At 53.8% G+C, this 22,754-nt stretch carries 22 protein-coding genes; 5 read left to right on the plus strand and 17 right to left on the minus strand.

Annotated features, from left to right (window positions below; genetic code table 11):
• Nucleotides 1-296: 296 nt before the first annotated feature.
• Complete coding sequence (locus tag ACTJKB_RS14935) at nucleotides 297-1,985, plus strand: methyl-accepting chemotaxis protein (RefSeq protein ID WP_440834981.1); 1,689 nt, start codon at nucleotides 297-299, stop codon at nucleotides 1,983-1,985.
• Between the two features lie 146 nt (nucleotides 1,986-2,131).
• Here the strand turns inward: ACTJKB_RS14935 and ACTJKB_RS14940 are convergent, their stop codons facing one another.
• The 13 genes from ACTJKB_RS14940 to cobD form a co-directional block, all read right to left on the minus strand.
• A complete protein-coding gene (locus ACTJKB_RS14940; protein WP_440834983.1) occupies nucleotides 2,132-2,458 on the minus strand; it encodes a YnfA family protein in 327 nt (108 codons plus the stop codon).
• Nucleotides 2,459-2,469: 11 nt separating this feature from the next.
• Nucleotides 2,470-4,068, minus strand: coding sequence for a cobyric acid synthase (locus ACTJKB_RS14945; RefSeq protein ID WP_440834984.1), 1,599 nt, complete (start codon nucleotides 4,066-4,068; stop codon nucleotides 2,470-2,472).
• A 140-nt stretch (nucleotides 4,069-4,208) separates the two neighbouring features.
• Nucleotides 4,209-5,015: an adenosylcobinamide-GDP ribazoletransferase gene (gene cobS, locus ACTJKB_RS14950; RefSeq protein ID WP_440834986.1), complete on the minus strand. Its 807-nt coding sequence runs from the start codon at nucleotides 5,013-5,015 to the stop codon at nucleotides 4,209-4,211.
• Nucleotides 5,012-5,560 carry a bifunctional adenosylcobinamide kinase/adenosylcobinamide-phosphate guanylyltransferase gene (gene cobU / locus ACTJKB_RS14955; protein WP_440834988.1) on the minus strand — a complete coding sequence of 183 codons (549 nt, stop codon included), beginning with the start codon at nucleotides 5,558-5,560 and terminating at the stop codon, nucleotides 5,012-5,014. Before cobU ends, cobS begins: the two co-directional genes overlap by 4 nt.
• Nucleotides 5,557-6,618, minus strand: coding sequence for a nicotinate-nucleotide--dimethylbenzimidazole phosphoribosyltransferase (gene cobT / locus ACTJKB_RS14960; protein ID WP_440834990.1), 1,062 nt, complete (start codon nucleotides 6,616-6,618; stop codon nucleotides 5,557-5,559). Before cobT ends, cobU begins: the two co-directional genes overlap by 4 nt.
• Before the next feature lie 152 nt (nucleotides 6,619-6,770).
• Nucleotides 6,771-7,976 (minus strand): aminotransferase class I/II-fold pyridoxal phosphate-dependent enzyme, encoded by a 1,206-nt coding sequence (locus ACTJKB_RS14965; protein ID WP_440834991.1) that lies wholly within the window; start codon nucleotides 7,974-7,976, stop codon nucleotides 6,771-6,773.
• On the minus strand, nucleotides 7,969-9,033 hold the full coding sequence (locus ACTJKB_RS14970) for a D-alanine--D-alanine ligase (RefSeq protein ID WP_440834992.1): 1,065 nt from the start codon (nucleotides 9,031-9,033) through the stop codon (nucleotides 7,969-7,971). Before ACTJKB_RS14970 ends, ACTJKB_RS14965 begins: the two co-directional genes overlap by 8 nt.
• A gap of 15 nt (nucleotides 9,034-9,048) precedes the next feature.
• Nucleotides 9,049-10,509 carry a MocR-like pyridoxine biosynthesis transcription factor PdxR gene (pdxR, locus tag ACTJKB_RS14975; protein ID WP_440834993.1) on the minus strand — a complete coding sequence of 487 codons (1,461 nt, stop codon included), beginning with the start codon at nucleotides 10,507-10,509 and terminating at the stop codon, nucleotides 9,049-9,051.
• Nucleotides 10,510-10,876: 367 nt separating this feature from the next.
• Nucleotides 10,877-11,680 (minus strand): histidine phosphatase family protein, encoded by an 804-nt coding sequence (locus tag ACTJKB_RS14980; RefSeq protein ID WP_440834994.1) that lies wholly within the window; start codon nucleotides 11,678-11,680, stop codon nucleotides 10,877-10,879.
• Nucleotides 11,681-11,689: 9 nt separating this feature from the next.
• Nucleotides 11,690-12,655, minus strand: a complete 966-nt coding sequence (gene cbiB, locus ACTJKB_RS14985) for an adenosylcobinamide-phosphate synthase CbiB (protein ID WP_440834996.1) — start codon at nucleotides 12,653-12,655, stop codon at nucleotides 11,690-11,692.
• A 37-nt stretch (nucleotides 12,656-12,692) separates the two neighbouring features.
• Entirely contained in the window at nucleotides 12,693-13,445 is a 753-nt protein-coding gene (locus tag ACTJKB_RS14990; RefSeq protein ID WP_440834998.1) for an adenosylcobinamide amidohydrolase, read from the minus strand.
• Between the two features lie 124 nt (nucleotides 13,446-13,569).
• Nucleotides 13,570-14,076 carry a GNAT family N-acetyltransferase gene (locus ACTJKB_RS14995; protein WP_440835000.1) on the minus strand — a complete coding sequence of 169 codons (507 nt, stop codon included), beginning with the start codon at nucleotides 14,074-14,076 and terminating at the stop codon, nucleotides 13,570-13,572.
• Nucleotides 14,077-14,545: 469 nt separating this feature from the next.
• A complete protein-coding gene (gene cobD, locus ACTJKB_RS15000; RefSeq protein ID WP_440835607.1) occupies nucleotides 14,546-15,637 on the minus strand; it encodes a threonine-phosphate decarboxylase CobD in 1,092 nt (363 codons plus the stop codon).
• A 214-nt stretch (nucleotides 15,638-15,851) separates the two neighbouring features.
• Between cobD and ACTJKB_RS15005 the strand changes: the two genes are divergently transcribed.
• Nucleotides 15,852-16,853, plus strand: coding sequence for a lipoate--protein ligase (locus ACTJKB_RS15005; protein ID WP_074084915.1), 1,002 nt, complete (start codon nucleotides 15,852-15,854; stop codon nucleotides 16,851-16,853).
• A gap of 140 nt (nucleotides 16,854-16,993) precedes the next feature.
• Here ACTJKB_RS15005 and ACTJKB_RS15010 read toward each other — a convergent pair whose 3' ends face one another.
• On the minus strand, nucleotides 16,994-17,713 hold the full coding sequence (locus tag ACTJKB_RS15010; RefSeq protein WP_440835003.1) for a metal-dependent hydrolase: 720 nt from the start codon (nucleotides 17,711-17,713) through the stop codon (nucleotides 16,994-16,996).
• Between the two features lie 237 nt (nucleotides 17,714-17,950).
• Here ACTJKB_RS15010 and ACTJKB_RS15015 point away from each other — a divergent pair, with 237 nt between their 5' ends.
• Together ACTJKB_RS15015 and ACTJKB_RS15020 are read left to right on the plus strand one after the other, a co-directional pair.
• Complete coding sequence (locus tag ACTJKB_RS15015) at nucleotides 17,951-18,895, plus strand: DMT family transporter (protein WP_440835608.1); 945 nt, start codon at nucleotides 17,951-17,953, stop codon at nucleotides 18,893-18,895.
• Nucleotides 18,896-19,178: 283 nt separating this feature from the next.
• Nucleotides 19,179-19,982: a Cof-type HAD-IIB family hydrolase gene (locus ACTJKB_RS15020; RefSeq protein ID WP_074101583.1), complete on the plus strand. Its 804-nt coding sequence runs from the start codon at nucleotides 19,179-19,181 to the stop codon at nucleotides 19,980-19,982.
• 227 nt (nucleotides 19,983-20,209) lie between these two features.
• On the opposite strand, the gene bshB2 is transcribed toward ACTJKB_RS15020, so the two are convergent.
• The gene (bshB2, locus tag ACTJKB_RS15025; protein WP_440835004.1) at nucleotides 20,210-20,893 is read right to left on the minus strand and encodes a bacillithiol biosynthesis deacetylase BshB2; all 684 of its coding nucleotides are present in this window, start codon (nucleotides 20,891-20,893) and stop codon (nucleotides 20,210-20,212) included.
• 23 nt (nucleotides 20,894-20,916) lie between these two features.
• Nucleotides 20,917-21,261, minus strand: a complete 345-nt coding sequence (locus tag ACTJKB_RS15030) for a YojF family protein (RefSeq protein ID WP_440835006.1) — start codon at nucleotides 21,259-21,261, stop codon at nucleotides 20,917-20,919.
• Nucleotides 21,262-21,374: 113 nt separating this feature from the next.
• On the opposite strand from ACTJKB_RS15030, the gene ACTJKB_RS15035 reads away from it, so the two are divergent.
• Nucleotides 21,375-21,851: a GNAT family N-acetyltransferase gene (locus tag ACTJKB_RS15035; protein ID WP_440835008.1), complete on the plus strand. Its 477-nt coding sequence runs from the start codon at nucleotides 21,375-21,377 to the stop codon at nucleotides 21,849-21,851.
• Nucleotides 21,852-21,864: 13 nt separating this feature from the next.
• Here ACTJKB_RS15035 and ACTJKB_RS15040 read toward each other — a convergent pair whose 3' ends face one another.
• Nucleotides 21,865-22,647: an alpha/beta hydrolase family protein gene (locus ACTJKB_RS15040; RefSeq protein WP_440835009.1), complete on the minus strand. Its 783-nt coding sequence runs from the start codon at nucleotides 22,645-22,647 to the stop codon at nucleotides 21,865-21,867.
• Nucleotides 22,648-22,754: the final 107 nt, after the last annotated feature.

Raw genomic sequence — 22,754 nt, forward strand, 5'->3', positions numbered from 1 at the left:
AAACATTTTTACTCTACCACAATCAAAGCTAACATGCTATGAAATATAAATTCATTTTTTTCACAAAACAGCTAAAGTATTCGACAAATATACATAAATTTTCTGAAAATTCTTCAGCATTAAGCAAATTTTCACTATTCAACCTGAGGTTAATTCTATAGAATAGTTATCAATCACATTCCTGGAAACGATAGCTTCATATATGACCCTACCTACGGAATATATTGCTGCTTGCCTGCCCAAAAAGCATTGGCATGGGATAGAAGGATGTAATTGAAGGAAAAGGAGAGAATGAAATGTTTCAAGTCAAGAAATCCATTGGCCGTAGATTTACGTTTTTGCTGTTCATTGTTCTGTTGCTGTCATCTGCTTTATTAAGTACCAGCTATTATTTCATATCTATCAATACCTTTGACAGTTATGTGATCCCGCAGATTGATAAGATTCTGACCAGTTCCGCGCAGGACATCTATAAAAATATGAATGCGACACATGCCCAGCAGACTCTGAACAAAAACGAACAATCGAAGACAACGATCGAATTTTATTTTCAGGATAAACGAAAACAGCATGGCCTGGAAACCATCTTTCTCATCGATTTGAAGGAAGGCAAAGCTACTGTACTCACTGCAGATCATGGAGCGAAGCTGCAGCCGGATGAGAGCATTGAGGTTCAACCCGCCATGGAGCGGGCGACCAAGGGAAAAGCCGGACTTAGTGAAATATATAGTGATAGTCACGGAATACATAAGACTGCGTATGTCGGGGTCCCCGGCACTACAATGGTCATCGGAGCAAGTTCAGATGTTGCTTTTATCCAGGATAAAATGAACAGCATCCTTTGGATTAGTGCAGGAATCACTTTGGGTGTGCTGATCGTTGGTGTGGGCGCTGCGCTGCTGATGACCCGCAGAATTACACGTCCGATCACACAGCTTGCAGTCTACAGCACGAAGCTGGCCAGTGGGGACTTCACCCAGCAACTGGAGATTAAAGGCAACGATGAAGTAGGCCAGCTGGCCGGGAGCTTCCGGACCATGAGCGAGAGGCTGAGAGAGATGATTGGACAGGTTCTGGATACCTCCAGCATTGTGGTCGCGGATTCCAATGTCTTGAAGGAACGCACTGACATTCTGAACGGGATGGCTGAGGAATCCGCCCTGTCTGTTGAGGAAATCAGCAAAGGCAGCACGGCCATTGCCGGCAGCGCGCAGGATAATTCCCGGGCGATGGACGAGATCAATATCGGCATCCAGCATATTGCTTCAGCCGCAGGTGAAGTTACCGAACAGATCATTGAGGCTTCCCAAGAAGCCTCAGGCGGCAATGACATCGCTCAAAGCGCTGTGGATCAGATGCGCCATGTGGCAGAGGCTTCGGTGAAGTCGCTGGAGCAGTTCCGCATCATGAATGAGCGTTCTATGCAGATCGGTGAAGTTGTCCAGGGAATTACAGAGATCACCAAGCAGATTCAAATGCTCTCGCTGAATGCTTCCATTGAAGCTGCACGGGCGGGTGAACATGGCCGCGGTTTTGCAGTGGTTGCCGGAGAGGTCCGCAAGCTGTCCGAGCAATCCAAAGAATCGAATGAACAAATCCGTGAGTTCCTGCTTAGCCTGCAGGAGGATATGAACCGGTCGGTAGAAGAAATGAATCATGTGAATGCCGAGGTGGCTTCGGGTGTGGGCAAAGTGTCTGAGGCCGGAAATGCATTTAGCCACTTGCTGATTCTTATTCAGAGCATCAACCACAGCATTCAGTCCGTATCTGCCGCTACACAACAAATCTCGGCAGGCACCGAGGAGGTTAGCGCCTCCGTGGAGGAAACCGCCCAGATCACTTCCAAGTCACAGCAAAATGCCGACACGCTTGCTGCCAACTCCGAGCAGCAGCATCAGGAGCTTGAAGTTCATGCTGAGACTGTAGAGCATTTGTACCAGCAGGCCGTGAAGCTGCAGGAAGCGGTACAGCAGTTCAAAATTTAGTCCGGTGGAGAATGGTGATAATCGCCGCAAAAGCATACAGCAACGGGTGCCGTCCTATGAAGAAACGGCACCCGTTGCTGTTTTTATGTGCATGTGGCGCGGCCTTGAGTCCCGGCACACTGGTGAGCATTCACGCTTGCTGCCGGTCAATGTCTCGGTGCCCAGAGAATGACAGCCACTCCGATTACACAAATGCCGGCGCCGATCCAGTCATAGAGATCCGGTGCTTTTTTATCCACCAGCCAGCCCCATAGCACGGCCAGCACGATGAATACACCGCCATAGGCTGCATAGACTCTGCCGAAGGAAGGAAACTTCTGCAGGGTGGGTATAATGCCGTATGCTACGAGAATCAGCGCTCCAACTCCTCCATACCAGAGCGGACGCGATTCGCGCAGCCACAGCCAGACCAGATACCCGCCGCCAATTTCGGCCAGACCGGCAACGATAAAGAGAAGAATCGCTATGGCCATGGTTACCTCACTTATTGAGTTAACCCCATGATCTCATAGACCGCTGCCATGTCAAGGTTCGCACGCACGCTATCCGCCAACCTGTCAAACTCCTGTTCGCGCAGTGCTGCTGCCGAGAAGGTCTGCCTAAGCGGTATAAGCCCTTTGGAAAGTCTTAGACCATCAAGCCAGGCTCTGCGCAAGCCGTCATTGTGGAACAATCCATGCAGATAGGTTCCCCAGACCTGGCCCTCCGGTGTTCCCCAACCTTCGGGCTGCGTACTCCCTTCCGGTCCCTTCAGCTGAAAGAGGCTTCTGACCAAAGAGGGATCATGGTTCACAGTGGTTCCCATATGAATTTCATACCCTTCAATAGAGAGCGCCGTTTCTGATCCGGGAGGCGTCCCGCCTAAGAGCAGCGGATGGTTCTGAGCCAGTACACCGCTGGCACGGACCGTAGTCTTCTGCTGGAGAAAAGAAGTGGACAGCGGTAAAAGTCCAAGCCCTTCTCTTTCACCTGGTTCTGAACTTTCTACCGCATACGGGTCATACAGCTTCAGCCCCAGCATCTGATACCCTCCGCAGATGCCAACAAGCTGCCTGGTCCCCTGGTTCATTGCGGCTGCGATGGCTTCCGGGAAACGCTGTTCCCGCAGATAGTCCAAATCGGCCCCAGTGTTCTTGGTCCCCGGCAGGATGATGGCATCCGGAGTTCCCAGCTCATCAGCGGCTGTCACATAACGAACAGCAGTATCCGGCTCGTCCTCCAGGGGATCAAAATCGGTGAAGTTGGAGATTCTCGGGTAGCGGATGATGGCGATATCCAGCTCCTGGCCCTGTGTTGCCCGCAAACGTCCCGACGTTCCTTCCAGAACCACGGAATCCTCAGCTTCGATCCGCAGTTGAGGGAGAAATGGCAGGACTCCCAGAACCGGTATGCCTGTCCGCTGCTCCAGCCAATCGAGCCCAGGCTGCAGCAACGACAGATCGCCGCGGAATTTATTGATAATGAAGCCTTTGACACGGGCCCGCTCATGCGGCTCCAGCAGCTCCAGGGTACCGACCAGAAAAGCAAACACACCGCCCCTGTCTATGTCAGCCACTAGCAGCACCGGGGCATCCGCCCATCCCGCCAGATTCATATTGACGATATCCCTCGCCTTTAGGTTGATCTCAGCCGGACTGCCTGCGCCCTCCATCAATACGACATCATAAGAGCTCCGCAGCCGTCCGAGCGCATCCATCACCGTGCTTTTGGCTTCCGGCAGGAATTTCTCCCGGTATTCGCGGGCGCTCAGCGCTGCATGCGGCACGCCGTGCACTATAATCTGCGCACTCATCTCGCCGGAGGGCTTCAGCAGAATCGGATTCATGTCGGTGGTGGCTGTAGTGCCGAATGCTTCAGCCTGCATGCCCTGGGCACGGCCGATTTCCTTGCCGTCCACAGTGACGTAGGAATTCAATGCCATATTCTGCGACTTAAAGGGCGCAGTCCGGTACCCGTCCCGGGTCATAATCCGTCCAATGGCAGCGGTGACCAGGCTCTTCCCGACATCCGATGCCGTTCCCTGGATCATCAGCACAGCCGCAGGCTGTGGCGTCATTCGTGTAGTAGCTGCTTGATCTTCCATGCCAAGCCTCCTTGCTATTATTCTGCTGCAAGAGAAATATAAGGATTATTCAATTCATAACATGAAACATATAAATGCTTATATTTTAAAATAAGCCGGCACACAGGCCGGCTATGATAAGCGTTCTAAGGCTCGGCGCGCTACAGGTTATGCTGTAGCAGCACCAGCAGCAGCAGGAGCAGCGCCTCCAGCAGCTCGTTCAGCGCGCCGTACACATCGCCGGTGAGCCCGCCGAGCCGGCTGCTGATCCGCCGCGCCGCAAGCGTGCCGCAGGCCAGCGCCAGGGCCGGCGCAAGGATGGCCGCTGCCAGCAGCTGCGGCCAGGCGCTATCCGCGCCGAGCGCCAGAGGCGCGGCGGCTGCGGCCAGCGAGAGCAGCGCCGCCAGCAGCAGCGTGCGCCGCTCCTGCCGGGCAGGCAGCCCCTTGAAGCTGGCGGCCAGCCCTTCATTGCCGCGGGCGAGCGGGTAGCGGGCCATAGCCCGCACCATGTACCAGCGGCTCCAGACCGGCGGCAGCAGGAGCAGCGGCAGCTCCGCCCAGGAGCCGCCTTCGATGAATGCCGCTAGCAGCGAGGCCTTCAGCAGCAGAAGCAGCACGCAGGCCAGCACCCCCATGGCCCCCACGCGGCTGTCCTTCATAATCTCCAGCATTCGCTCACGTGTACGGTAACTGAGCAGCGCATCCGCGCTATCCATCCAGCCGTCCAGATGCAGGCCGCCGGTCAGCCCCACCCACAGAATGAGGGTGATCACAGCAGCAGGCAAGGCAGGCAGCAGCCAGGCCGCGATGCCTGCACCCAGCGCCGCGCTCAGCCCGATGGCTGCGCCAACCAGCGGGTAATAGACCACACTGCGCTGCAGCAGATCGCGGGAGAAATCCCCGCCACCCTTGACCGGAAACCGCGAAAGAAACTGAAATGCGGCGGCAGCATCCCCCCGTGCGCTCATAGCAGATACTCCCTGCTTTTCAGCTCTATCGGAATGCCGGCAGTGACCAGAAAGACCTGCTTACTGCTCCGGGCCAGTAGCGCATTCATGCGTCCGGCCAGATCCCGGTACAGCCGGCCAAGCGCATATTCCGGCACAATGCCATCCCCCACCTCATTCGTCACCAGCACCAGCGTACCCTGAAAGGACGATACACTGTGCTCCAAGCGGGCGATTTCCCGCTCCACCCGCTCCTGTCTGTCCTCCTGATCCTCCACGGACAGCAGCACATTGGAGAGCCATAGCGTCAGGCAATCCACAAGCACCGCCTTTCCGCCAGAAAGACGGTCCAGAAGCGCTGGCAGAGCATGCGGCTCCTCCATCGTCTCCCAGGCACTGCCATTCGCTTCGCGAAGCTTGCGGTGCAGAGCAATCCTTGCCTTCATTTCTTCATCAAAGGCTTGTCCGGTAGCCACATATACGGCCTGATCCGCCAGGGAGAGCGTCAGCCGCTCGGCAAAGCTGCTTTTGCCGCTCCGCGCTCCTCCGGTTACAAGGATGCTCATTTCCCCTCAGCCCCGGATACTCCGGCGCTCTCGAAGGTAGCCATCTCGGTCATGATGCGGCTGACCGCGTCAATCAGGTGAAGGCTAAGCACGCCTCCCGTTCCTTCGCCCAGACGCAGTCCCAAATCGAGCAGCGCTTCCAGTCCCAGGCGCTCCAGCATCAGCGTATGGCCCTGCTCGTTCGATACATGGGAAGCGATCATATATGCTGTGGATTCAGGCGCAATGGCCTTCGCCACAAGTGCAGCGGCACCGGAGATAAATCCGTCAAGAATGACCGGTACACCCAGTGCAGCAGCTCCGAGAATGAGACCGGCCAGACCGGCGATCTCAAGTCCGCCTACCTTGGCAAGCACATCCATCGGATCTGCCGGGTTCGGAGAATTCACGCGCAGTGCACGCGCCACGACTTCAATTTTGTGCAGCAGCCGTTCATTATCAATCCCTGTTCCTCGGCCTACAGCAACCTCCGGCGAGATGCCCTCCAGAGCGCACAGAATGGCGGCACTGGCCGTTGTATTACCGATGCCCATTTCACCGGTTATAAAAATCTCCGTTCCGTTCTTAACCGCTTCCCGGGCAACATTTACACCGACAAGTACAGCCTGAAGAGCCTCTTCCCGGCTCATGGCTGGTCCAGCTGCCATATTGTCCGTTCCCGGCCGCACTTTGTGGTTGATCAGTTCCGGATGCTCCAGCTCCGCATTGATTCCGATATCCACGAACTGCACACTTGCTCCAGCCTGACGGGCCAGGACATTGACCGCTGCCCCACCTGTGAGAAAATTATAGGCCATCTGCACAGTGACTTCCTGCGGAAAAGCACTGATCCCCTCACAGCAGACACCGTGATCGGCAGCCATTACAACAACAGTACGTGTACCGTAACTGGGCTGCGCCTTCTTCGAGATACCGGCCAGCCGGACAGCTAAAGCTTCCAGACGTCCGAGGCTTCCCGGCGGCTTGGTCAGACTGTTCAGGCGAAGCTCTGCCTGCAGTTCGGCTTGTTCATCCGGCGGAGCAATCCGTCCCGTTACTTCTTCAATTGCTGAAATCATCATTATAGCCTCCTGTTTGTTCTTGCATTGAAATTAGAAGGGCCCCCTTCTTTGAAGAAGAGGGCCCTCTGCTGCGGCTCGCCAGCTATTTCGTCACTATTACTCCCTATTTCTTCCTTATGGATTATAGGGGATAGAGATTAATCTTACAATTACATTTTCACCTTCATAAAACCTTCCATCCGTTCGAGCGCTTCGGTCAGCTTCGCTGTGGAAGCTGCATAGGAACAGCGGAGATGACCTTCACCGCCCGTACCGAACACTTGGCCCGGCACAGCAGCAACCCCTGCTTCCCGCAGCAGACGAAGCGCAAAATCTTCTGATGTCATTCCGGTATGCTTAATAGAAAGGAAGGCATAAAAAGCCCCTTGCGGCTCATGGCAATGCAGCCCGATGGATCTGAGCCCTTCTACAAACAGTGAACGGCGCTGCCGGAAGCATTCTTTCATTTTGTTTTTGTCCGGCAATCCGTGGCGCAGCGATTCTATCGCGGCAATCTGGCCCAGAACAGGCGCGCACATCGCCGTATACTGATGGATTTTCAGCATTGCAGACAGCAGCTCCCGGTTCCCGCAGGCATAACCGACCCGCCAGCCGGTCATGGCGAAGGCTTTGGAGAACCCGCTGATTACGATCGTCCGCTCCTTCATACCGGGAAGCGAAGCAATGCTGACATGTTTGCTGTCATAGGTCAGCTCGGCGTAGATTTCATCCGAAAGTACGATCAGATTATGGGCTTTTACGATTTCTGCAATCGGAAGCCAATCCTCGTAAGACATGACCGCCCCTGTGGGGTTATTCGGAAAGTTCACCATCAGCAGCTTGGAGCGCGGGGTAATAGCTCTGCACAGCGCCTCGGCGGTAAGCTTGAAGCCCTGCTCCACAGTAGCCTCCACTTCCACCAATGTTCCCCCATTCAAATAGGCGATCGGCGAATAGGCAATATAACTGGGCGAAGGAATGATTACCTCATCACCCGGAGCGGTGAAGGCACGCAGCGCCAGATCAAGGGCTTCACTGCTGCCCACCGTTACCAGCACCTCCTCCATAGGCTGATAGGACAGCCCAAAGCTTTCCTGCTGATAGCGGGCAATCTCCTCCCGCAGCTCCGGCAGCCCGGCATTCGGGGTATAACTCGTCTCTCCCCGCTCCAATGCACGGATACAAGCAGCTCTGATATGCTCAGGGGTAGCGAAATCGGGTTCGCCCACACCCAGTGATATAATCTCGTTGTTACCCGCACTGAGATCAAAAAAAGCACGGATGCCCGAAGGCGCTATCTCCCGTACACGCGGAGCAATCCGCTCGCTCAGCTGGGCGCTGTGATCCTGTTGCTGAAACCGTTTGTGTTTATCCATAGTTGACAGCCCCCTGCCGCACAGTCTGCAGTGCCTGCGTGTCCCGCAAACTCTGAGCGTCCTGCTTATTTTCGTTACCGTCTTCTCCCTGTGCGCCCCAGACTCCCGGTATGCCTGCTGCGACTGAAACCTCCGGTCCCGCCGCGATCCCCCGTCGCTCTGCAAGCGAGCCGGAGATAATCTCATCCAGCAGCCCGCTGAAGGTATATCCGGAAGCAAGCGCACTTCTTGGCAGCAGGCTCGTTTCTGTCATGCCCGGCAATGTGTTTACCTCAAGCACATAAGGAATGCCATCCTTTAGCAGCATATCCACCCGCGCATATACTGTACACTTCAGCGCCTGATAGCAGGTCAAAGCCGCCGCACGCACCCGTTCTTCAAGCTCTGCTGGCAGCTGAATAACCTGCTCCTCCGCACCGCCCAGCTCATATTTGGCACTGTAATCGAACCAATCCGCTCCAAGTGAGCGGATGCCGATAACGGGCAGCATCTTTCCTCCGAGAATGGGACAGGTGATTTCCTGGCCTTCGGTATATTCTTCGATCAGCACCGAACGGTCAGCGGCAAAAGCCTTCTCTACCGCGCTCCGCAGCTCCGCACGGCTGTTCACCTTTGTCATGCCGATGCTGGAGCCGCCCGAATTTGGTTTTACCATCACAGGATATCCGAGCTTCTCTACAGCTTCCGGCACGAAATCCTCCATACGGTCCAGGCAGATCCAGGCTGGGGTGTTCACACCTTTGCTGCGGAGAATGGTCTTGGACAGCGCTTTATCCATGCACAGGCTGCTGGACAGCACACCGCTGCCGGAATATGGAATACCCAGCGTTTCCAGCGTCCCTTGTACGGTCCCGTCCTCGCCGTAGGCTCCATGGAGGGCAAGCAGCGCGAAATCCAGACCTTTTACCGCATCAACCAGCTCTTCCCGCGAAGAAATGACTACCGGGACGCCTTCATATTTACTGCGGTCCAGATGCTTCAGCATTTCTCTGCCCGTATTCAGCGACACCTCATATTCCGAGGATACCCCGCCCATAATTACGCCTACTCTTCTCATTCTCTTAACCCCTCTTCATCCCAGTAGTTGCCGTGCAGTGCTGCCAATAATTTCAACGCCCTTACGGATATCCCCGTCAGCCACCCTGGAGAATCCCAGCCGCAGTGTGTTCTGCCCTTGCCCATTCGTATAGAACATATCTCCCGCCGTAAAAATAACCCCCTGCTCCCGGCATGCCGTAAGCAGCTCCCTCGTGCTGAAGCCCTCGGCAAACGTTATAAAAAGATGCAGGCCCCCATCCCCGGTGAGGGATGCATACGGAATATGCTCCTGGCAGCAGGCCAGGGTCAGCTCGTATTTGCGCTTATATTCCGCTCTCGCCCGTTTCAGGTATTTCTCCAGATTGCCGCCAAGCAGATATTGATACAGAATTGATTGATCCAGCGTTGAGGTATGAATGCTTCGCGCTCTTTTGACGCTTTCCAGGTAATAGATCAGCTCCTGATCCGCAAGCACCCAGCCCACACGCAGTCCGGGAAAAAGCACCTTGGAGAAGCTCCCCAGATAGACCACGCTATTCCCGCCGCCCGCTGCTGCGATCAGAGGAGCCACGTGGGAACCCGAATACCGGAGTTCCTCGTTAAAACCGTCCTCGATCACCGGTACCTTGTACTCCGTCATCAGCTTCATCAGCCGCTGTCTTTTCTCGGGAGACATGACGATGCCCGTTGGATTGTGGTAGGAAGGGACAAAATACGCACAGTCATACTCACGCGCCTCAAGCGCCCGCTTCAGCTCACCCAGATGGATGCCGTCCCGCTCCATAGGCACACCCGCAATCTCAAAACCGTGCAGCTTCATATTCTTAATCGCCGTGTGATGCGTCGGATTCTCGCAGAGCACCGCCCCAGCCTTGCGGCCGAGTGCGGTCAATACGACATCAAACCCTTCGGTAAAACCGTTCGTAATCAGAATGTCCTTGCCCCGCGTATCTACGCCCTTGTGCTCCATATATTGCCGTAAATAGTCTATTAAAGGCTTATACCCCTTGGCATAGCCGTAGTTCAGCAGAACATTGCCTTCCACCGCCATTCGTTCCATAAACGCCCGTTTTACATTTTCCAGATCGAATAGGCTCTCATCGGGTGCGATGCTGGTAAAAGAAATTGTACCCTTCGCAGCGCGTATCCCCCGCTTCATGATATCCAGTTCCTCGGCCAGCCTGGCCTGGCTGCTCAGCCGCTCTTTCCAGTCTACTGTCCACGCGGAATCCCGGGGACTCCCGGCTTGCTCAGCTGCGGCTTGTGATACATAACTTCCCTGGCCCTGAACCGCATAGGTGAAGCCGTCATCCGTAAGTGCCTCGTAGGCGGAAATGACCGAATTGCGGCTGACCCCCAGCAGTGTGCTGAGCTCGCGGGTAGACGGCAGCTTTTGGTCTCCCTGAAGGGCGCCTTTGAGGATCAGCTGCTTCATGTAATCTTTCACTTGAATGTATACCGGCCGGCCGGCAATGAGCTTGAAATCCTTGAACATGCTTCCATCGCCCCCATAGCTATCATGGCACAGTCCTCTCCGTAAAAAAAGAACCACAGCCCGGGAATTTCTTCCCGCTGTGGTTCTATGGCTGTAAAAGCTGAAAAGGCCGGATGCCCAGGGCGCTCGCTTACGGCTGTTTGGAACACAAATTCCCCCTATTTGCGAGGTAGCTAGCTTTGGTGGAATTTATCCACTTCTTTCTGCTGAGGGACCACCATGGAGATGTTTAGCTGAAAAAAATTCCATATAATTCTGCCAGATAGCGCTAGATGGATGAAAATGAAGGTGATTAAATCTACTTTTTCCACCTATTCATCGAAAAATCAGTGAAATCCACAAATTTGTTTTCCTTTTTCAACTTTACTCAGTGACAGCTGCCTTCTTCCCCTCCGCGCCACCGCAGCCTCACCGTGGTTGCAGTTCCCGGCGGAGGTGCCGCGGCTTCACGGAAGCAAAGCCCCGCGGTTGTCCGAGCCAGCATCTGGCGGATAACGCCGCCGTGAGTCACAATCAGCACACGAAAAGGTCCATTCCTAAGGCCAGGCGCCTCGGCAGCTATATGGAGCAGTTCAGACAAAAAACTCTCCACGCGTCCGGTGAATTCTGCCCAGGATTCTCCGTCCGACGGGGTAAACGCCGTAGGATCATCAATCCAGCTCCGATAGCTTGGATTATTTTGCAGCTGCTCATAATTCTGTCCCTCCCAAGCGCCAAAGCTCATCTCGCGCAGCCGTGAATCGTACACTGCCGACTGCCCAAGGGAAGGGGCAATGACCGCCAGTGTCTCGCGGCATCTGCGCAAATCACTGCAGTACACACGCCAGAAGGTGCCGGCGAGTTCGGGCTGATGCCGAAGAGCAGACAGCTTCACCTCCGATTCAGGCAGCAGTGGAAGATCGGTGCTGCCCAGGTAACGGTGTTCAGCATTCCACTGGGTATGTCCATGACGGATCAGCACCAGCTCAAGCTCAACTTGAAGTTCTACTTTGCTCTCACATGCCTGTCCATTCTCAGGGTCCGGTTCACACTCAGGGTCCGCATCATGTCCAGGGTCTGGTTCATGCTCAGGATTCAGTTCTTCCTCAGGTTTCCGTTCATTCCGAGCGCCCAGCATAGATTCAGGATTCAGTATATGCTTAGCGTCCAAACCGGCCCGATCATTTGCCATCTCTCTGACTCAGCCTCCAATCCCGTGCCACAGCATAGCCGCCGCTGCACACAGGCAGACAAATATGGCGGAAGACCACAGCATCAGCCTTGAGGCAAGAATAATATCCTTCGGCTCCATAGAGCGGAGGGGGTCGCCCATGTAGGCGCGGAACGAGGCCACTCCGTGGTATACATTTTCGCCGCCCAGACGGATGCCAAGCGCTCCGGCTACCGCCGATTCGGGGAACCCGCTGTTCGGGCTGGGATGGCGGCGCGCATCGCGCCGCACAATACGCCAGCTGCTGCGCCAGTCCAGATGCAGCAGACAGGCGCACAAGACTAACAGCACTGCTGTCATCCGCGCGGTTATGTAATTGGCTACGTCATCGAGCCGGGCAGAGGCCCAGCCGAGATCACGGTATTTGTCGTTTTTGTAGCCGACCATGGAATCCAGCGTATTCACCGCACGGTAAGCCATGGCCAGCGGTGCTCCGCCGAGCAGGGCGAAGAACAGCGGAGAAATAATTGCATCCACGATATTCTCCGCCACGGTCTCCACCGTACCCCGGACAATATCCGGGCTCTCCAGCTTGGTGGTGTCGCGGCCAACGATCATGCCGAGCGCTGTCCGGGCTGCAGAGATATCTCCCTTGCGCAGCTCCACATAGACGGCCATCCCGGCATCTTTAAGTCCCTTAGAGGCAATAGTTGTAGCGATCAGCCAGACCTCCGCTGCCCAGCCCAGCCAAGGCGAGACCCGGGACAGCAGCAGTAGAAGGGCTGCTGTCACTCCCCAGGCTCCGCCTGCTATCAGCAGCGGAAGCAGGATTCCTGCGCGTTTCAGAGTGCGCGGTTGAGAGCAGAAACGGCGGATCAGCCGTTCAAGAGCTGTGATCGCTTTTCCCATAAGCACCACCGGATGAGGGATACTGCGCGGGTCGCCTATAATCCGGTCCAGCACATAGGCTGCAAGTAATATAATAGCAAGCATCACCAGGCAGCACCCGCAAACGGCTTGTTGCTTATGAGGCTCATTGGCTGGCCTTTCTTGCTGGCTGGGCCGCCTTCACTGATCCGAGGCTTGCCGTTACAGCCGCGTACACCAGCCTGCCAATCGCTCCACCCAGGTCGGTGGCGGTTCCGGCGTAGACATGCTCTGCGGCGTAGCGTCCGCTCCCACTCACTGCGAGCACAACAGCATCTGTAGTGGTACCAGTGGCAATCAGGCCATTCTCGGGATCCGTGACCCCGAGATCGGCCAGTGCGGCAGCCTTCGCCTCGGTTGCCGTCATCACGGCATTGACCATCGCGGACGGAGTCAGTCGACCGTCAATGCCCAGCATGATATTGATCGTCCCGGAGTGGTAAGCGGCCAGTACGTTCCGCCGGACTCCAGCGCGCGCGGCATTACCGGAGGCTGCGGTAACACAGCAGAAAATACCCGCCGAGCCGATATCCTCCTCGGCAACGGCAGCATGCTCCAGCGGCACCGCTGTCATCAGACCGGCGCAGCCTTCCAGCGGGTAACCCCATTCGCGCAACTTGTCCTCCATATCGCGCACCGGATTGCTGCACTCATAATCACGGCTGACGAACTGGTTGACGGCCCGTTTCAGACGGACCATCCCGCCGCCGTACACCGCGCTCGACAGCCCTTCCGCTTCAACCGGGAATTCCAGCAGCAGATGCTCCTGTTTCCATTCGAGCACAAGTCCAGGCCAGACGCTAGAGTGATACACCGTAGCGCCGCTGCCTGGGTTAAAAGGAAGCTGTACTTCGCCCATTTGATCCCGCTCCTCTCGCAGCATTAATTTAAACTTAAAAATCCTTTGATGAACAAAATTCTATTTATCTTCATAAAACACTAGAAGTGATTTCAAATCATACCCATCTGACACAGAAAAAACTCTAATTCACAAATGAAATAACGTTACCACATGTTCCATCATGATATACAAGATTTGGACAAGATTTTATGATTTCATATTTACCATCCGTATATTCATTAATAATGCTATCCCAAAATCCAACAGACGAAATATTATCCGGATGTTCTCCTATTTCCCATTTCCCGCGAAACATGTCAAATACAGCTTTTGCCGCATATCGTCCTACTCCGGATCGACGATACTTATGCAAAATAAAAAATTCACCCATTGAATAATCATAATTAGGATGTAATACAAAATCATCATCAATTAGTACAAACCCTGCTAATATTCCATTAACTTTCACGAAAAACGGATAGTGTTTTTCTTTATCCCAATAATCAGAAATATGATATTCAAATTCATATTCGCCTTTGTCATTTACATCAAATTTATTATACTGTGACCACTCGTAGCAGTACATTTTTAATAGATTTTTCAATATTGCTTTCTCTTCCAAAGGTACTTTTACAACTTCTATATTCATAATTTCACACCCCTAAAATGATTTTTCTGTACAATAGATAAATAGTTTCATGTCGCTCTTATTTACCATTATGTATGATTTGATATGAACATCTTACCATTCCAGTGGAATGGGGACATACTCAGACGACCTTGATATATAAGTGGAATTCCTCCCATTAATCTGCACCGGTCCGCTCTCCAAAAAGCAACAGTTGGAAAAAGTAAACCTAATCCAGCCCTATCGGCCGATATGTAGGAATTCCGCCTGATTTAGTTGTAGAAAATCCCACTAATGCCGCTGCAGCGTGGATTTCAGCAAATTAGTTTTACTAATTCCACCTAGCAATCAACTCTATATTCAGATTAGCGAGAAGAGCCATTCCGCCACACTCATTTCGCCTATTTTAGTCAGCTTAATACAGCCTGCTCCGGACCTTAGTCCATCCTCCGTTACCGTCATCATTTACTTACTCTGCTGCTATAAGCCCTCAGACTCCCGCCCGCACCGTCTCCTCCAGTTGGTGAAGAAAACGTGCGTTGTCCTCGTATCCTTTGACGGCGACGCGGATGTGCCCCGGCGTAAGGCCCGGATACATCGCGCAGCTGCGCACAAGAATGCCGCTGCGGCCCAGCTTCTCCTGCATAGCTGCAGCGCTCCACCCTGCGGGCAGTCCGAGCAGCAGGAAGTTCGCTTCGCCCGGCGGCACCTCGCAGCCGAGCCGCAGCAGACCCTGCCGCAGCGCTTCGCGCTCTGCCGCGATCAGCTCGCGCGTGCGCTGCTCATACTCGCGCCCGCTGCGCAGGCAGGCTTCTCCGGCCAGCAGTGCCAGGCTGTTCACGCTCCAGGTCACCTGCTTGCCGGTCATGGCGGCGGCAAGCTCCGGAGCTGCGATGGTGAAGCCTAGCCGCAGCCCCGGAATGGCGTAAAACTTCGTCATCGAGCGGATCAGCACCGTATGACGATAAGTCCCAAGCTCCGGCAGCAGCGACTGCCGCCGCTCTTCGGGGATGAAGTCGATGAACGCTTCATCCACCGCCAGCACCGCCCCGCAGCGCTCCGCCTGCTGCGCCAACAGCCGGAGGTCGTCCAGCGCATACTGAACGCCATTCGGGTTATTCGGCTGTCCGAGGAACAGCAGATCCACCTGTTCCAGCAGTCCGGCGATGTTATCCGCACCGGCACGGTAGCCCTGCTCCTTCGTGCCTTGAACGGATATGACCTCTGCACCGAACTGCTCTGCGAGCTGGCGGTATTCCGAGAAGCAGGGCTCGATGATGCCCACCTTACGCGGTTTCACAGCCAGGAGCAGCAGCGCCATCGATTCCGCCGCCCCGTTGCCCACCGTAATGCAGTCGTTGTCTACCCCCAGATTCTCCGCAAGCAGGGACTTCAGTCTGCGGTGCCCTGGATCCGGATAGGCCGTCACAACAGACAATGAATTACGCAGCAGGTCCAGCACACCGGGCGGCGGACCAAGGGGGTTGATATTAGCGCTAAAATCAACAAAAGCGCCGCTCCCCTCCCCGTACAGTTCCGCAGCCGTCAGCAAATCGCCGCCGTGGCCGTATTTTTCAAGCATGCCTACACTCCTCTTCATCTTTCTATTCACTCATTGTCCCCATTATTGCTCCATTGCCGGAAATACGTCAATGTTTCGCATCCCCGTACCGCAAGACAATGCCGCTTGCCGCAGACATGCCTCTGCCTCACAACCATTGGTTCTTTTGTACAATCCACACTTTTGGTTTAAAATAACTACAGCAGTTAATCATGCCCAAGCGGAGGAATTTACTATGCTTTTTATCGATAACACCGGAATTACAGACGCATCGATCAATCTCGCGATTGAGGAATTTGCGCTCAAGAATCTGCCGATGGACGACAGCTATTTGCTTTTTTATATCAACAGCCCGTCCATTATCATCGGCAAACATCAGAATACCATTGAAGAGATCAACCAGGAATACGTGAAGGACAACAATATTCAGGTCGTGCGGCGGTTGTCCGGCGGCGGGGCTGTCTATCATGATCTCGGAAATCTCAACTTCAGCTTCATTACCAAGGACGACGGACAGTCTTTTCATAACTTCCTGAAATTCACCCAGCCGGTCATCGACTACCTGCAGTCCATGGGTGTGAATGCCGAGCTGAGCGGACGCAATGATCTCCAGGTCGGGGAGCAAAAAATCTCCGGCAATGCCCAGTTCTCCACACGCGGACGCATGTTCAGCCACGGCACCCTGATGTTCGATCTCAATCTGGACGATGTGCAGGCCTCACTGAATGTGAACCCGGAGAAATTTAAATCCAAGAGCACCAAATCTGTACGCAGCCGTGTGGCTAATATCAAGGAGCTGCTTGGAAGCGACATGACCATTGAGGAATTCCGTGAGGGCCTGCTGCGTTCCATCTTCGGCATGGAGCCCTCCGAGGTTCCGCAGTACAAGCTGACCCAGGACGACTGGGTGCGGATTAACGAAATTTCCAAGGAGCATTACCAGAACTGGGATTGGAATTACGGACTCTCGCCAAAAAGCAACGTGAAGCATACCCGCAAGTTCCCGGCAGGGCTCGTCGATATCCGCATGGACATTGAAGATTCCTACATTAAGGATATCAAAATCTACGGCGATTTCTTCGGCGTCGGCGATGTAGTGGACGTGGAGAACGCGCTGCGCGGCAAACGCTATGAAGATGCAGAGGTCAGAGACGCCCTATCTGGGCTTGACCTGAAGCATTATTTCGGCCGGATTGAGCCGGAGGACTTCATCGGTTTGATTTTCCTGGAGGAATAGCTCCCGGTTAGCGGAGCCGAATCTGGAAAGAGGGATGAGACACTCTTGCAGGATAGAGCCCTCCCTTTTTCCAACGACCAAAAAGGCCTTCTGTGAATGATCCGCAGAAAGCCTTTTTGATGTCCTCGGGCAAAAGCACTCTATATACCGGGAGTAAGCACAAAAACATACGTAACCAGTGCAAGCGTAAGTATGATGCAGAACTTCTCCACCGCATTGCCCTTCTTCGTCCCTGTGCTCATCAGCTTCAGACGAAGCTTGAAGGGCAGAGGAGGCAGCGGGGTAATGCCGCGCTGGGTCAGGGAATCGGCCAGCAGGTGCAGCGCGTAGGACATGCCTCCGGCAATCCACAGGCTGCCGCCGTCATTCATGCCAAGCGAGGCAAAATAAAGCAACGCTCCCCAGCCGGCCACGCCGTACAGCGTATGTGTCAGTCCGCGGTGCGGAACAACCGAGGATACGACAAGTACGCAGGCTGCAATGTAGTTCCATGGGTCGTAGTCCTCCGCGAACGCAAACAGCCCCAGTGCCAGCAGCAGCATCACCAGATGCCGCAGCCGCCTGCCCGGCAGGAAGGATACGCTTCCGACAAGCAGCGCCAGCGCGACGTTCCAGGGCGGTGCGGCGATTCCGGCAAAATACAGATAGATGGCGGCCCCAATTAGAGCCACTTGCAGGATCCGCAGCAGGAATTCAGGCAGAGCTTTGCGCACCAGCAGTGAATTTGGCTCATCGATATCAGGTAAGAGGGCGCTAAGTCCCGCTACGGCAACCGCCGGAATCGTAATCTCATGGCCGAGCAGGCTCATGACGGATAGGGTAACCCCGGTGCTAATGATGAAATGGGATTTGCCCATCATGGTGTACCCGCTCCTTTCTAAGGTGTAGGGTTATCTTATACAAAAATAAGAACAAGTGTACGGTTATCGAAGTATATCAATTGCTGGCTTTTTTGTCCAGCTTTTGGTTGTTTTTCGGGTACCAAGGCCCTTATCCCGCCTGCCCTGCGCATAGTTCTGTCTTGTCCTCCCCCCTGTTTTAAGATACAATTTGGACAACTTGATCCGAAACTCTCGTACCAAGAAAGGATGACCACTGTGAATCGCTCCCGAATAGCCGATCTCAGTCTGCTGCTGGTGGCGATGATGTGGGGATGTACGTTTCTGATTGTGCAAAACGCAGTCAAGGTGCTGCCGCCGCTCGCATTTAACAGCATCCGGTTCATCGGTGCCGCCCTGCTGCTGGCGCTGATCACCGCCGTTTTCTACCGCCGGGAATGGAGATTGCTAAGCTGGCGCATGACAGGGCACGCCTTACTGCTGGGTCTTTTTCTGTTCCTAGGCTATGGCTTCCAGACGATGGGACTGCTCTATACCACCACGTCCAACACCGGATTTATAACCGGACTGTCGGTAGTGCTTGTCCCTTTCCTGTCACTGGCGCTGTTAAGACATGCCATTTCCCGGTATACCTGGTTCAGCGCGGGACTCGCGGTGGCAGGCCTCTACCTGCTCACCTTCACCGGCTCCGCGCTGTCCCTGAACCAGGGCGACGCACTGGTCCTGCTATGTGCTGTCGCCTTTGCGCTGCAGGTCGCATATACCGGCGTATATGCTCCGCGTTATCCGGCGCTGCCGCTGGCCACGCTGCAGCTTGCCTTTGTCGGGCTGCTCAGCGTCCTCGCTTCCCTGCTCGTGGATGGGCCTGCCCCGCTTGCGCACAGCGGGGCACTGATCATGAAACCAGAGGTACTGTGGGCACTGCTCATCTCCATCGGCCCGACCAGCGCGTTTGCCTTCTGGATTCAGACCGCCTGCCAGAAATACACCACACCCTCCCGGGTGGCGATTATCTTTGCCACGGAGCCGGTATTCGCCGCCCTGACAGGACTGGCGTTTGGCGGGGAATCGCTCGGCGTGTCTGTGCTACTTGGATGTCTATGTATTCTTGCCGCCATGCTGATGGCTGAGCTTAGCCCTGAGCCTGGACCTGCAGCCCTAGAAAGTGAAGAACCTGGCCTTCTGATTTCATCAGACAAATGATTTGATCAGGCCCATGATTTCATTTGTCATCATGCGGCAGCAGTCTTCACCCCGGAGCAGCATCATCACTCGCCACATGGGGAGAGGCCGCAAGCTTGCAACGGACTGAGCAGCCCTTATTTTCAATGTAAACCATATTTTCGCCAGGCTAGCGCTCTGCTAGCTTGATTAGAGAAAGAGCCAAGCCTTCCGCATAGGCTCACAGCACACTTACTACAGCGTATTCCATAGTGTGGAAACACTCCTACGGCTGCGCTCACCAAACCATTAGGAGAGAACCTGCATGTACAAATTGATTGCAATTGATATTGACGACACCCTGATTACGGATACTAAGGAAGTTACCCCTGCTACACAAACAGCGCTGGAACAAGCCGTTGCCGCAGGTGTTGTGGTTACCCTGGCTACCGGACGTGCCTATGCTTCAGCGCAGGCTATCGCCCGCCAGACCGGACTGAACGTGCCGATTATCACCTACCAGGGTGCACTTGTGAAGAACCTGATGGATGAAAAGGTGCTCTACGAGCGTTATGTGCCACAAGATGCCGTACGGAAGCTGTTCAGCTATTGCGTAGAGCATAACCTGCACTTACAGACCTACATTGATGACAAGCTGTATGCGCGTGAAGAAAATCAAAAGCTGATTGACTATGCCACGCTCAACGGAACCCAATACTTTATTGAGCCGGACTGGGAAAAGCTTGTTCCGCAAAAAACACCAAAAATGCTGATCATCGACGATCCGGCCTTCCTGGATGAGCTATCTCCGATTCTGCGAGAGCTGCTGGGCGATTCTGTACACATCACGAAATCCAAGCCGCATTTCCTGGAAATCATGCACCATGAGGGCACCAAGGGTCTGGCTCTGGAGTTCCTGGCAGCCCACTTCGGCTGCGAGCTGTCCGAAACCATCGCCGTGGGCGACTCCTGGAATGACCACGAAATGCTCGAAGCTGCCGGCCTTGGCGTAGCGATGGCTAACGCGATCCCGGCGCTGAAGGACATTGCCGATTTCATCACCCTCAGTAACAATGAAGACGGCGTGAAATACGCCATCGACAAGTTCATCCTGCACACTGTGGAATAGAGAGCGTAAGCTTGTTCTGCAGCAGCACAAAGGGTGCCTTACTCCGGTTCTTTGAACTCGGCAGTAAGGCACCCTTTGTGCAAATTTATACATTTCTCGCTTGAAACGGATGCCTGAAAGCGATGCGTAGTATCGCTGCTTCGGAAGCATAAGCTTTTCAGAGGATGGCGAATCCGTTTCCACTTGATATCAGATAACTAAAGACTCCGTATAGTTTCATGTTTATCTTACGAAGATTCAGCAAACCGGTAGGTCCAGAACTGTTCTGTTCCAAACCGGTTCCGGATTTCCTCTTCCGTAAGATCCTGGTTCCCCACAAGCTCTGCCGCTTGGAATTGCGAACGGTGCGCCTGAATCGAGGCCATTTTCTTCGCAAGGAATGCGGTCACGTCTACGGTAACATCCGCTTTTCCGATCATCTGCTCGTGATTGCTGGCGAACGCGCTGCAATATACCAATGGGCGCTCTGCCGCAGGGAGCCGGCCAATCGTTCGGATGACAGCAGCTCCGGTGGCATCGTGATCGGGATGCACACTGTACCCTGGATAGAAGGTGATGACCAGCGATGGGGTCAGTTCCTTGAGCAGCTCCATAATCTGAGAGTCCAGAAGTTCCTGGTCTTCGAATTCGATCATTTTATCGTGGAACCCGAGCATTCTTAGATCCTGGATACCAATCGCAAGGCAGGAGGCTGCCAGTTCATCCTTGCGGATTGCCGGCAAGGTGACACGGTTCGCGAACGGCGGGATGCCCATGTTGCGCCCCATCTCTCCTAGGGTCAGACAGGCATAGGTGACCTCGGCACCGCTGTCTATGTACATCGAAAGCGTCCCTGATGCAACAAAAGATTCGTCGTCGGGATGGGGTAATATAACAAGGATTCGCTGATGCTTGGCTTGCTTATGATTCATAGGTGCTTGATCCTCCGCTTTCATCAGAACTTTTCCCGGCTCAGTTGCAATGCAACGATTAGCTTTCCTTGACTATCGTGGCCGGCCAGAATTAGCCGTTCCTTGTCCATCTCATCAACGTGTGTAAGGCCCTCGGCATAAATCCAGCCGAGCGTTGTCTTTAAGCCCACCCGGTATGGACCCGTACCAGAGATGGAACCTTGCGTATATCGGATGACCGCATTGGAGATGAACGCCGACGCCGGGTGCCGGGTGCTGTCCAAATGACTGGCATAGGCGCCTGTCGTAAGTTCAAGGTGTACATATAGCTCCTGACCGGTAAGATCATCGATCCGGAACTGGATATCTTCGGGGAGTATCGGCTGCATAGCGGCCTCCTTGTCTGGTAGAATGTATTAATGCCATTTTAACATACGTCCTGGGAGAATAAACAATAGCGTTTGGGCCCAGGTGACTATTCGACCGAAAGGGGAAGCCCTACATGATTACGCTTAGAACAATCACGTTGGAAAACCGGCGTACCGTATTCAATCTGGAAGTTTCAGAAGATCAGAACCGCTTCGTGGCATCCAATCTGTCAAGCGTGGCTTCGTGTTATGTCCTTGCAACCAATGGGGGACACCCATTTCCGTTTGCCATTTACGCGGATGAGCAGCCGGTTGGTTTTGTGATGCTCACTTATGGAATCACCGGATACGAACTGCCGTCCATCGCGGACGACAGCTATTGCATCTTGCGGCTGATGATCGGCAAGCAGTATCAGAACCGGGGCTACGGCCGGGAAGCCATGACAAAAATCCTGGAATTTATCTGCACCTTTCCGGCCGGGCCCGCACATTACTGCTGGATCCCATATGAAGCCGATAACATCGTCGCCAAAAAGCTCTATGAAAGTTTCGGCTTCCATGACAACGGCGAAATCTGCGACAACGAGCCGATCACCGTATTGCGGCTATGATTTTATGCTTCCTTTAACAGGAAGATTTCAAGTAATGTATCACGGTATTCCAAGCAGAAGATGTAGGGTTAATGATTTGAAAATGTTCGATTCCTGGAATAACTATTAAGTGTGCTTTCCCACCCTGCTCAACAGTTTTTTGAGCGTATTCAATACTGAATTCGACTGGCACATGAAGATCCATTTCACCATGAATAAGAAATTGCTCGATCTGGGAAGACTGCCTTTCCATTGGCGATACCAAATGATATCTTTCTGGAACTTCATTTGGTGACCCTGCCAACAAGGATTCTACAGGACTAAGGATATCCTTTTGGGTATGTATTTCCCACATTTTCCGTAAGTTCGAAACGCCTGCCAAACTAATAACCCCACGAATGGACACCAGCAATGGTTCGAAATTTTCTTCACTACCGTTTTCATGAGCAAGGGAAGCTAACCAAAGCACTAATTGTCCGCCAGCTGAATGACCCAGAAGCATGACACGCGAGAGATCAAGTGGAAACTGCTCACTAAGCGTTGAAATATAATTCACTGCTGAAATAGCATCAGAAAATGTCCCTTTCCACCCCCCTCCTTCTTCTCCAATTCTGCGATATTCTATATTCCAAACTGCAAATCCACGCTGGACCAAATCCTTTACTATCTCCTCGGTCTCCTCAAGGCCAAATTGTGATCTCCAGAATCCGCCATGAACAGTTATAATCACCGGGAGCTTCCCTTCTGAATCAGGTAAATGTAAAACGCCGAACTGAGATGGGTGGCTGCCATAAGAAAATCTCATAGAATTATTCATTCAGAATACTCCTTTTAACAATATCCTCAGCCTCTTGAGCGCAAGGTAAACATTCCATCTATTGGGATAATTCCAAGAGCAGGTCGCCGCCGCGCCTGCTCCGGAAT

Origin of the sequence: Paenibacillus sp. 22594, assembly GCF_052044425.1 — a bacterium.
GTDB lineage: Bacteria > Bacillota > Bacilli > Paenibacillales > Paenibacillaceae > Paenibacillus_AQ.

Excerpts from the sequence above, each read along its gene's own strand:
- ACTJKB_RS14935 (WP_440834981.1), top strand. The coding sequence starts at position 297 with ATGTTTCAAGTCAAGAAATCCATTGGCCGTAGATTTACGTTTTTGCTG.
- ACTJKB_RS14940 (WP_440834983.1), bottom strand. The coding sequence starts at position 2,458 with ATGGCCATAGCGATTCTTCTCTTTATCGTTGCCGGTCTGGCCGAAATT.
- ACTJKB_RS14945 (WP_440834984.1), bottom strand. The coding sequence starts at position 4,068 with ATGGAAGATCAAGCAGCTACTACACGAATGACGCCACAGCCTGCGGCT.
- cobS (WP_440834986.1), bottom strand. The coding sequence starts at position 5,015 with ATGAGCGCACGGGGGGATGCTGCCGCCGCATTTCAGTTTCTTTCGCGG.
- cobU (WP_440834988.1), bottom strand. The coding sequence starts at position 5,560 with ATGAGCATCCTTGTAACCGGAGGAGCGCGGAGCGGCAAAAGCAGCTTT.
- cobT (WP_440834990.1), bottom strand. The coding sequence starts at position 6,618 with ATGATTTCAGCAATTGAAGAAGTAACGGGACGGATTGCTCCGCCGGAT.
- ACTJKB_RS14965 (WP_440834991.1), bottom strand. The coding sequence starts at position 7,976 with ATGGATAAACACAAACGGTTTCAGCAACAGGATCACAGCGCCCAGCTG.
- ACTJKB_RS14970 (WP_440834992.1), bottom strand. The coding sequence starts at position 9,033 with ATGAGAAGAGTAGGCGTAATTATGGGCGGGGTATCCTCGGAATATGAG.
- pdxR (WP_440834993.1), bottom strand. The coding sequence starts at position 10,509 with ATGTTCAAGGATTTCAAGCTCATTGCCGGCCGGCCGGTATACATTCAA.
- ACTJKB_RS14980 (WP_440834994.1), bottom strand. The coding sequence starts at position 11,680 with ATGGCAAATGATCGGGCCGGTTTGGACGCTAAGCATATACTGAATCCT.
- ACTJKB_RS14990 (WP_440834998.1), bottom strand. The coding sequence starts at position 13,445 with ATGGGCGAAGTACAGCTTCCTTTTAACCCAGGCAGCGGCGCTACGGTG.
- ACTJKB_RS14995 (WP_440835000.1), bottom strand. The coding sequence starts at position 14,076 with ATGAATATAGAAGTTGTAAAAGTACCTTTGGAAGAGAAAGCAATATTG.
- cobD (WP_440835607.1), bottom strand. The coding sequence starts at position 15,637 with ATGCTTGAAAAATACGGCCACGGCGGCGATTTGCTGACGGCTGCGGAA.
- ACTJKB_RS15005 (WP_074084915.1), top strand. The coding sequence starts at position 15,852 with ATGCTTTTTATCGATAACACCGGAATTACAGACGCATCGATCAATCTC.
- ACTJKB_RS15010 (WP_440835003.1), bottom strand. The coding sequence starts at position 17,713 with ATGATGGGCAAATCCCATTTCATCATTAGCACCGGGGTTACCCTATCC.
- ACTJKB_RS15020 (WP_074101583.1), top strand. The coding sequence starts at position 19,179 with ATGTACAAATTGATTGCAATTGATATTGACGACACCCTGATTACGGAT.
- bshB2 (WP_440835004.1), bottom strand. The coding sequence starts at position 20,893 with ATGAATCATAAGCAAGCCAAGCATCAGCGAATCCTTGTTATATTACCC.
- ACTJKB_RS15030 (WP_440835006.1), bottom strand. The coding sequence starts at position 21,261 with ATGCAGCCGATACTCCCCGAAGATATCCAGTTCCGGATCGATGATCTT.
- ACTJKB_RS15035 (WP_440835008.1), top strand. The coding sequence starts at position 21,375 with ATGATTACGCTTAGAACAATCACGTTGGAAAACCGGCGTACCGTATTC.
- ACTJKB_RS15040 (WP_440835009.1), bottom strand. The coding sequence starts at position 22,647 with ATGAATAATTCTATGAGATTTTCTTATGGCAGCCACCCATCTCAGTTC.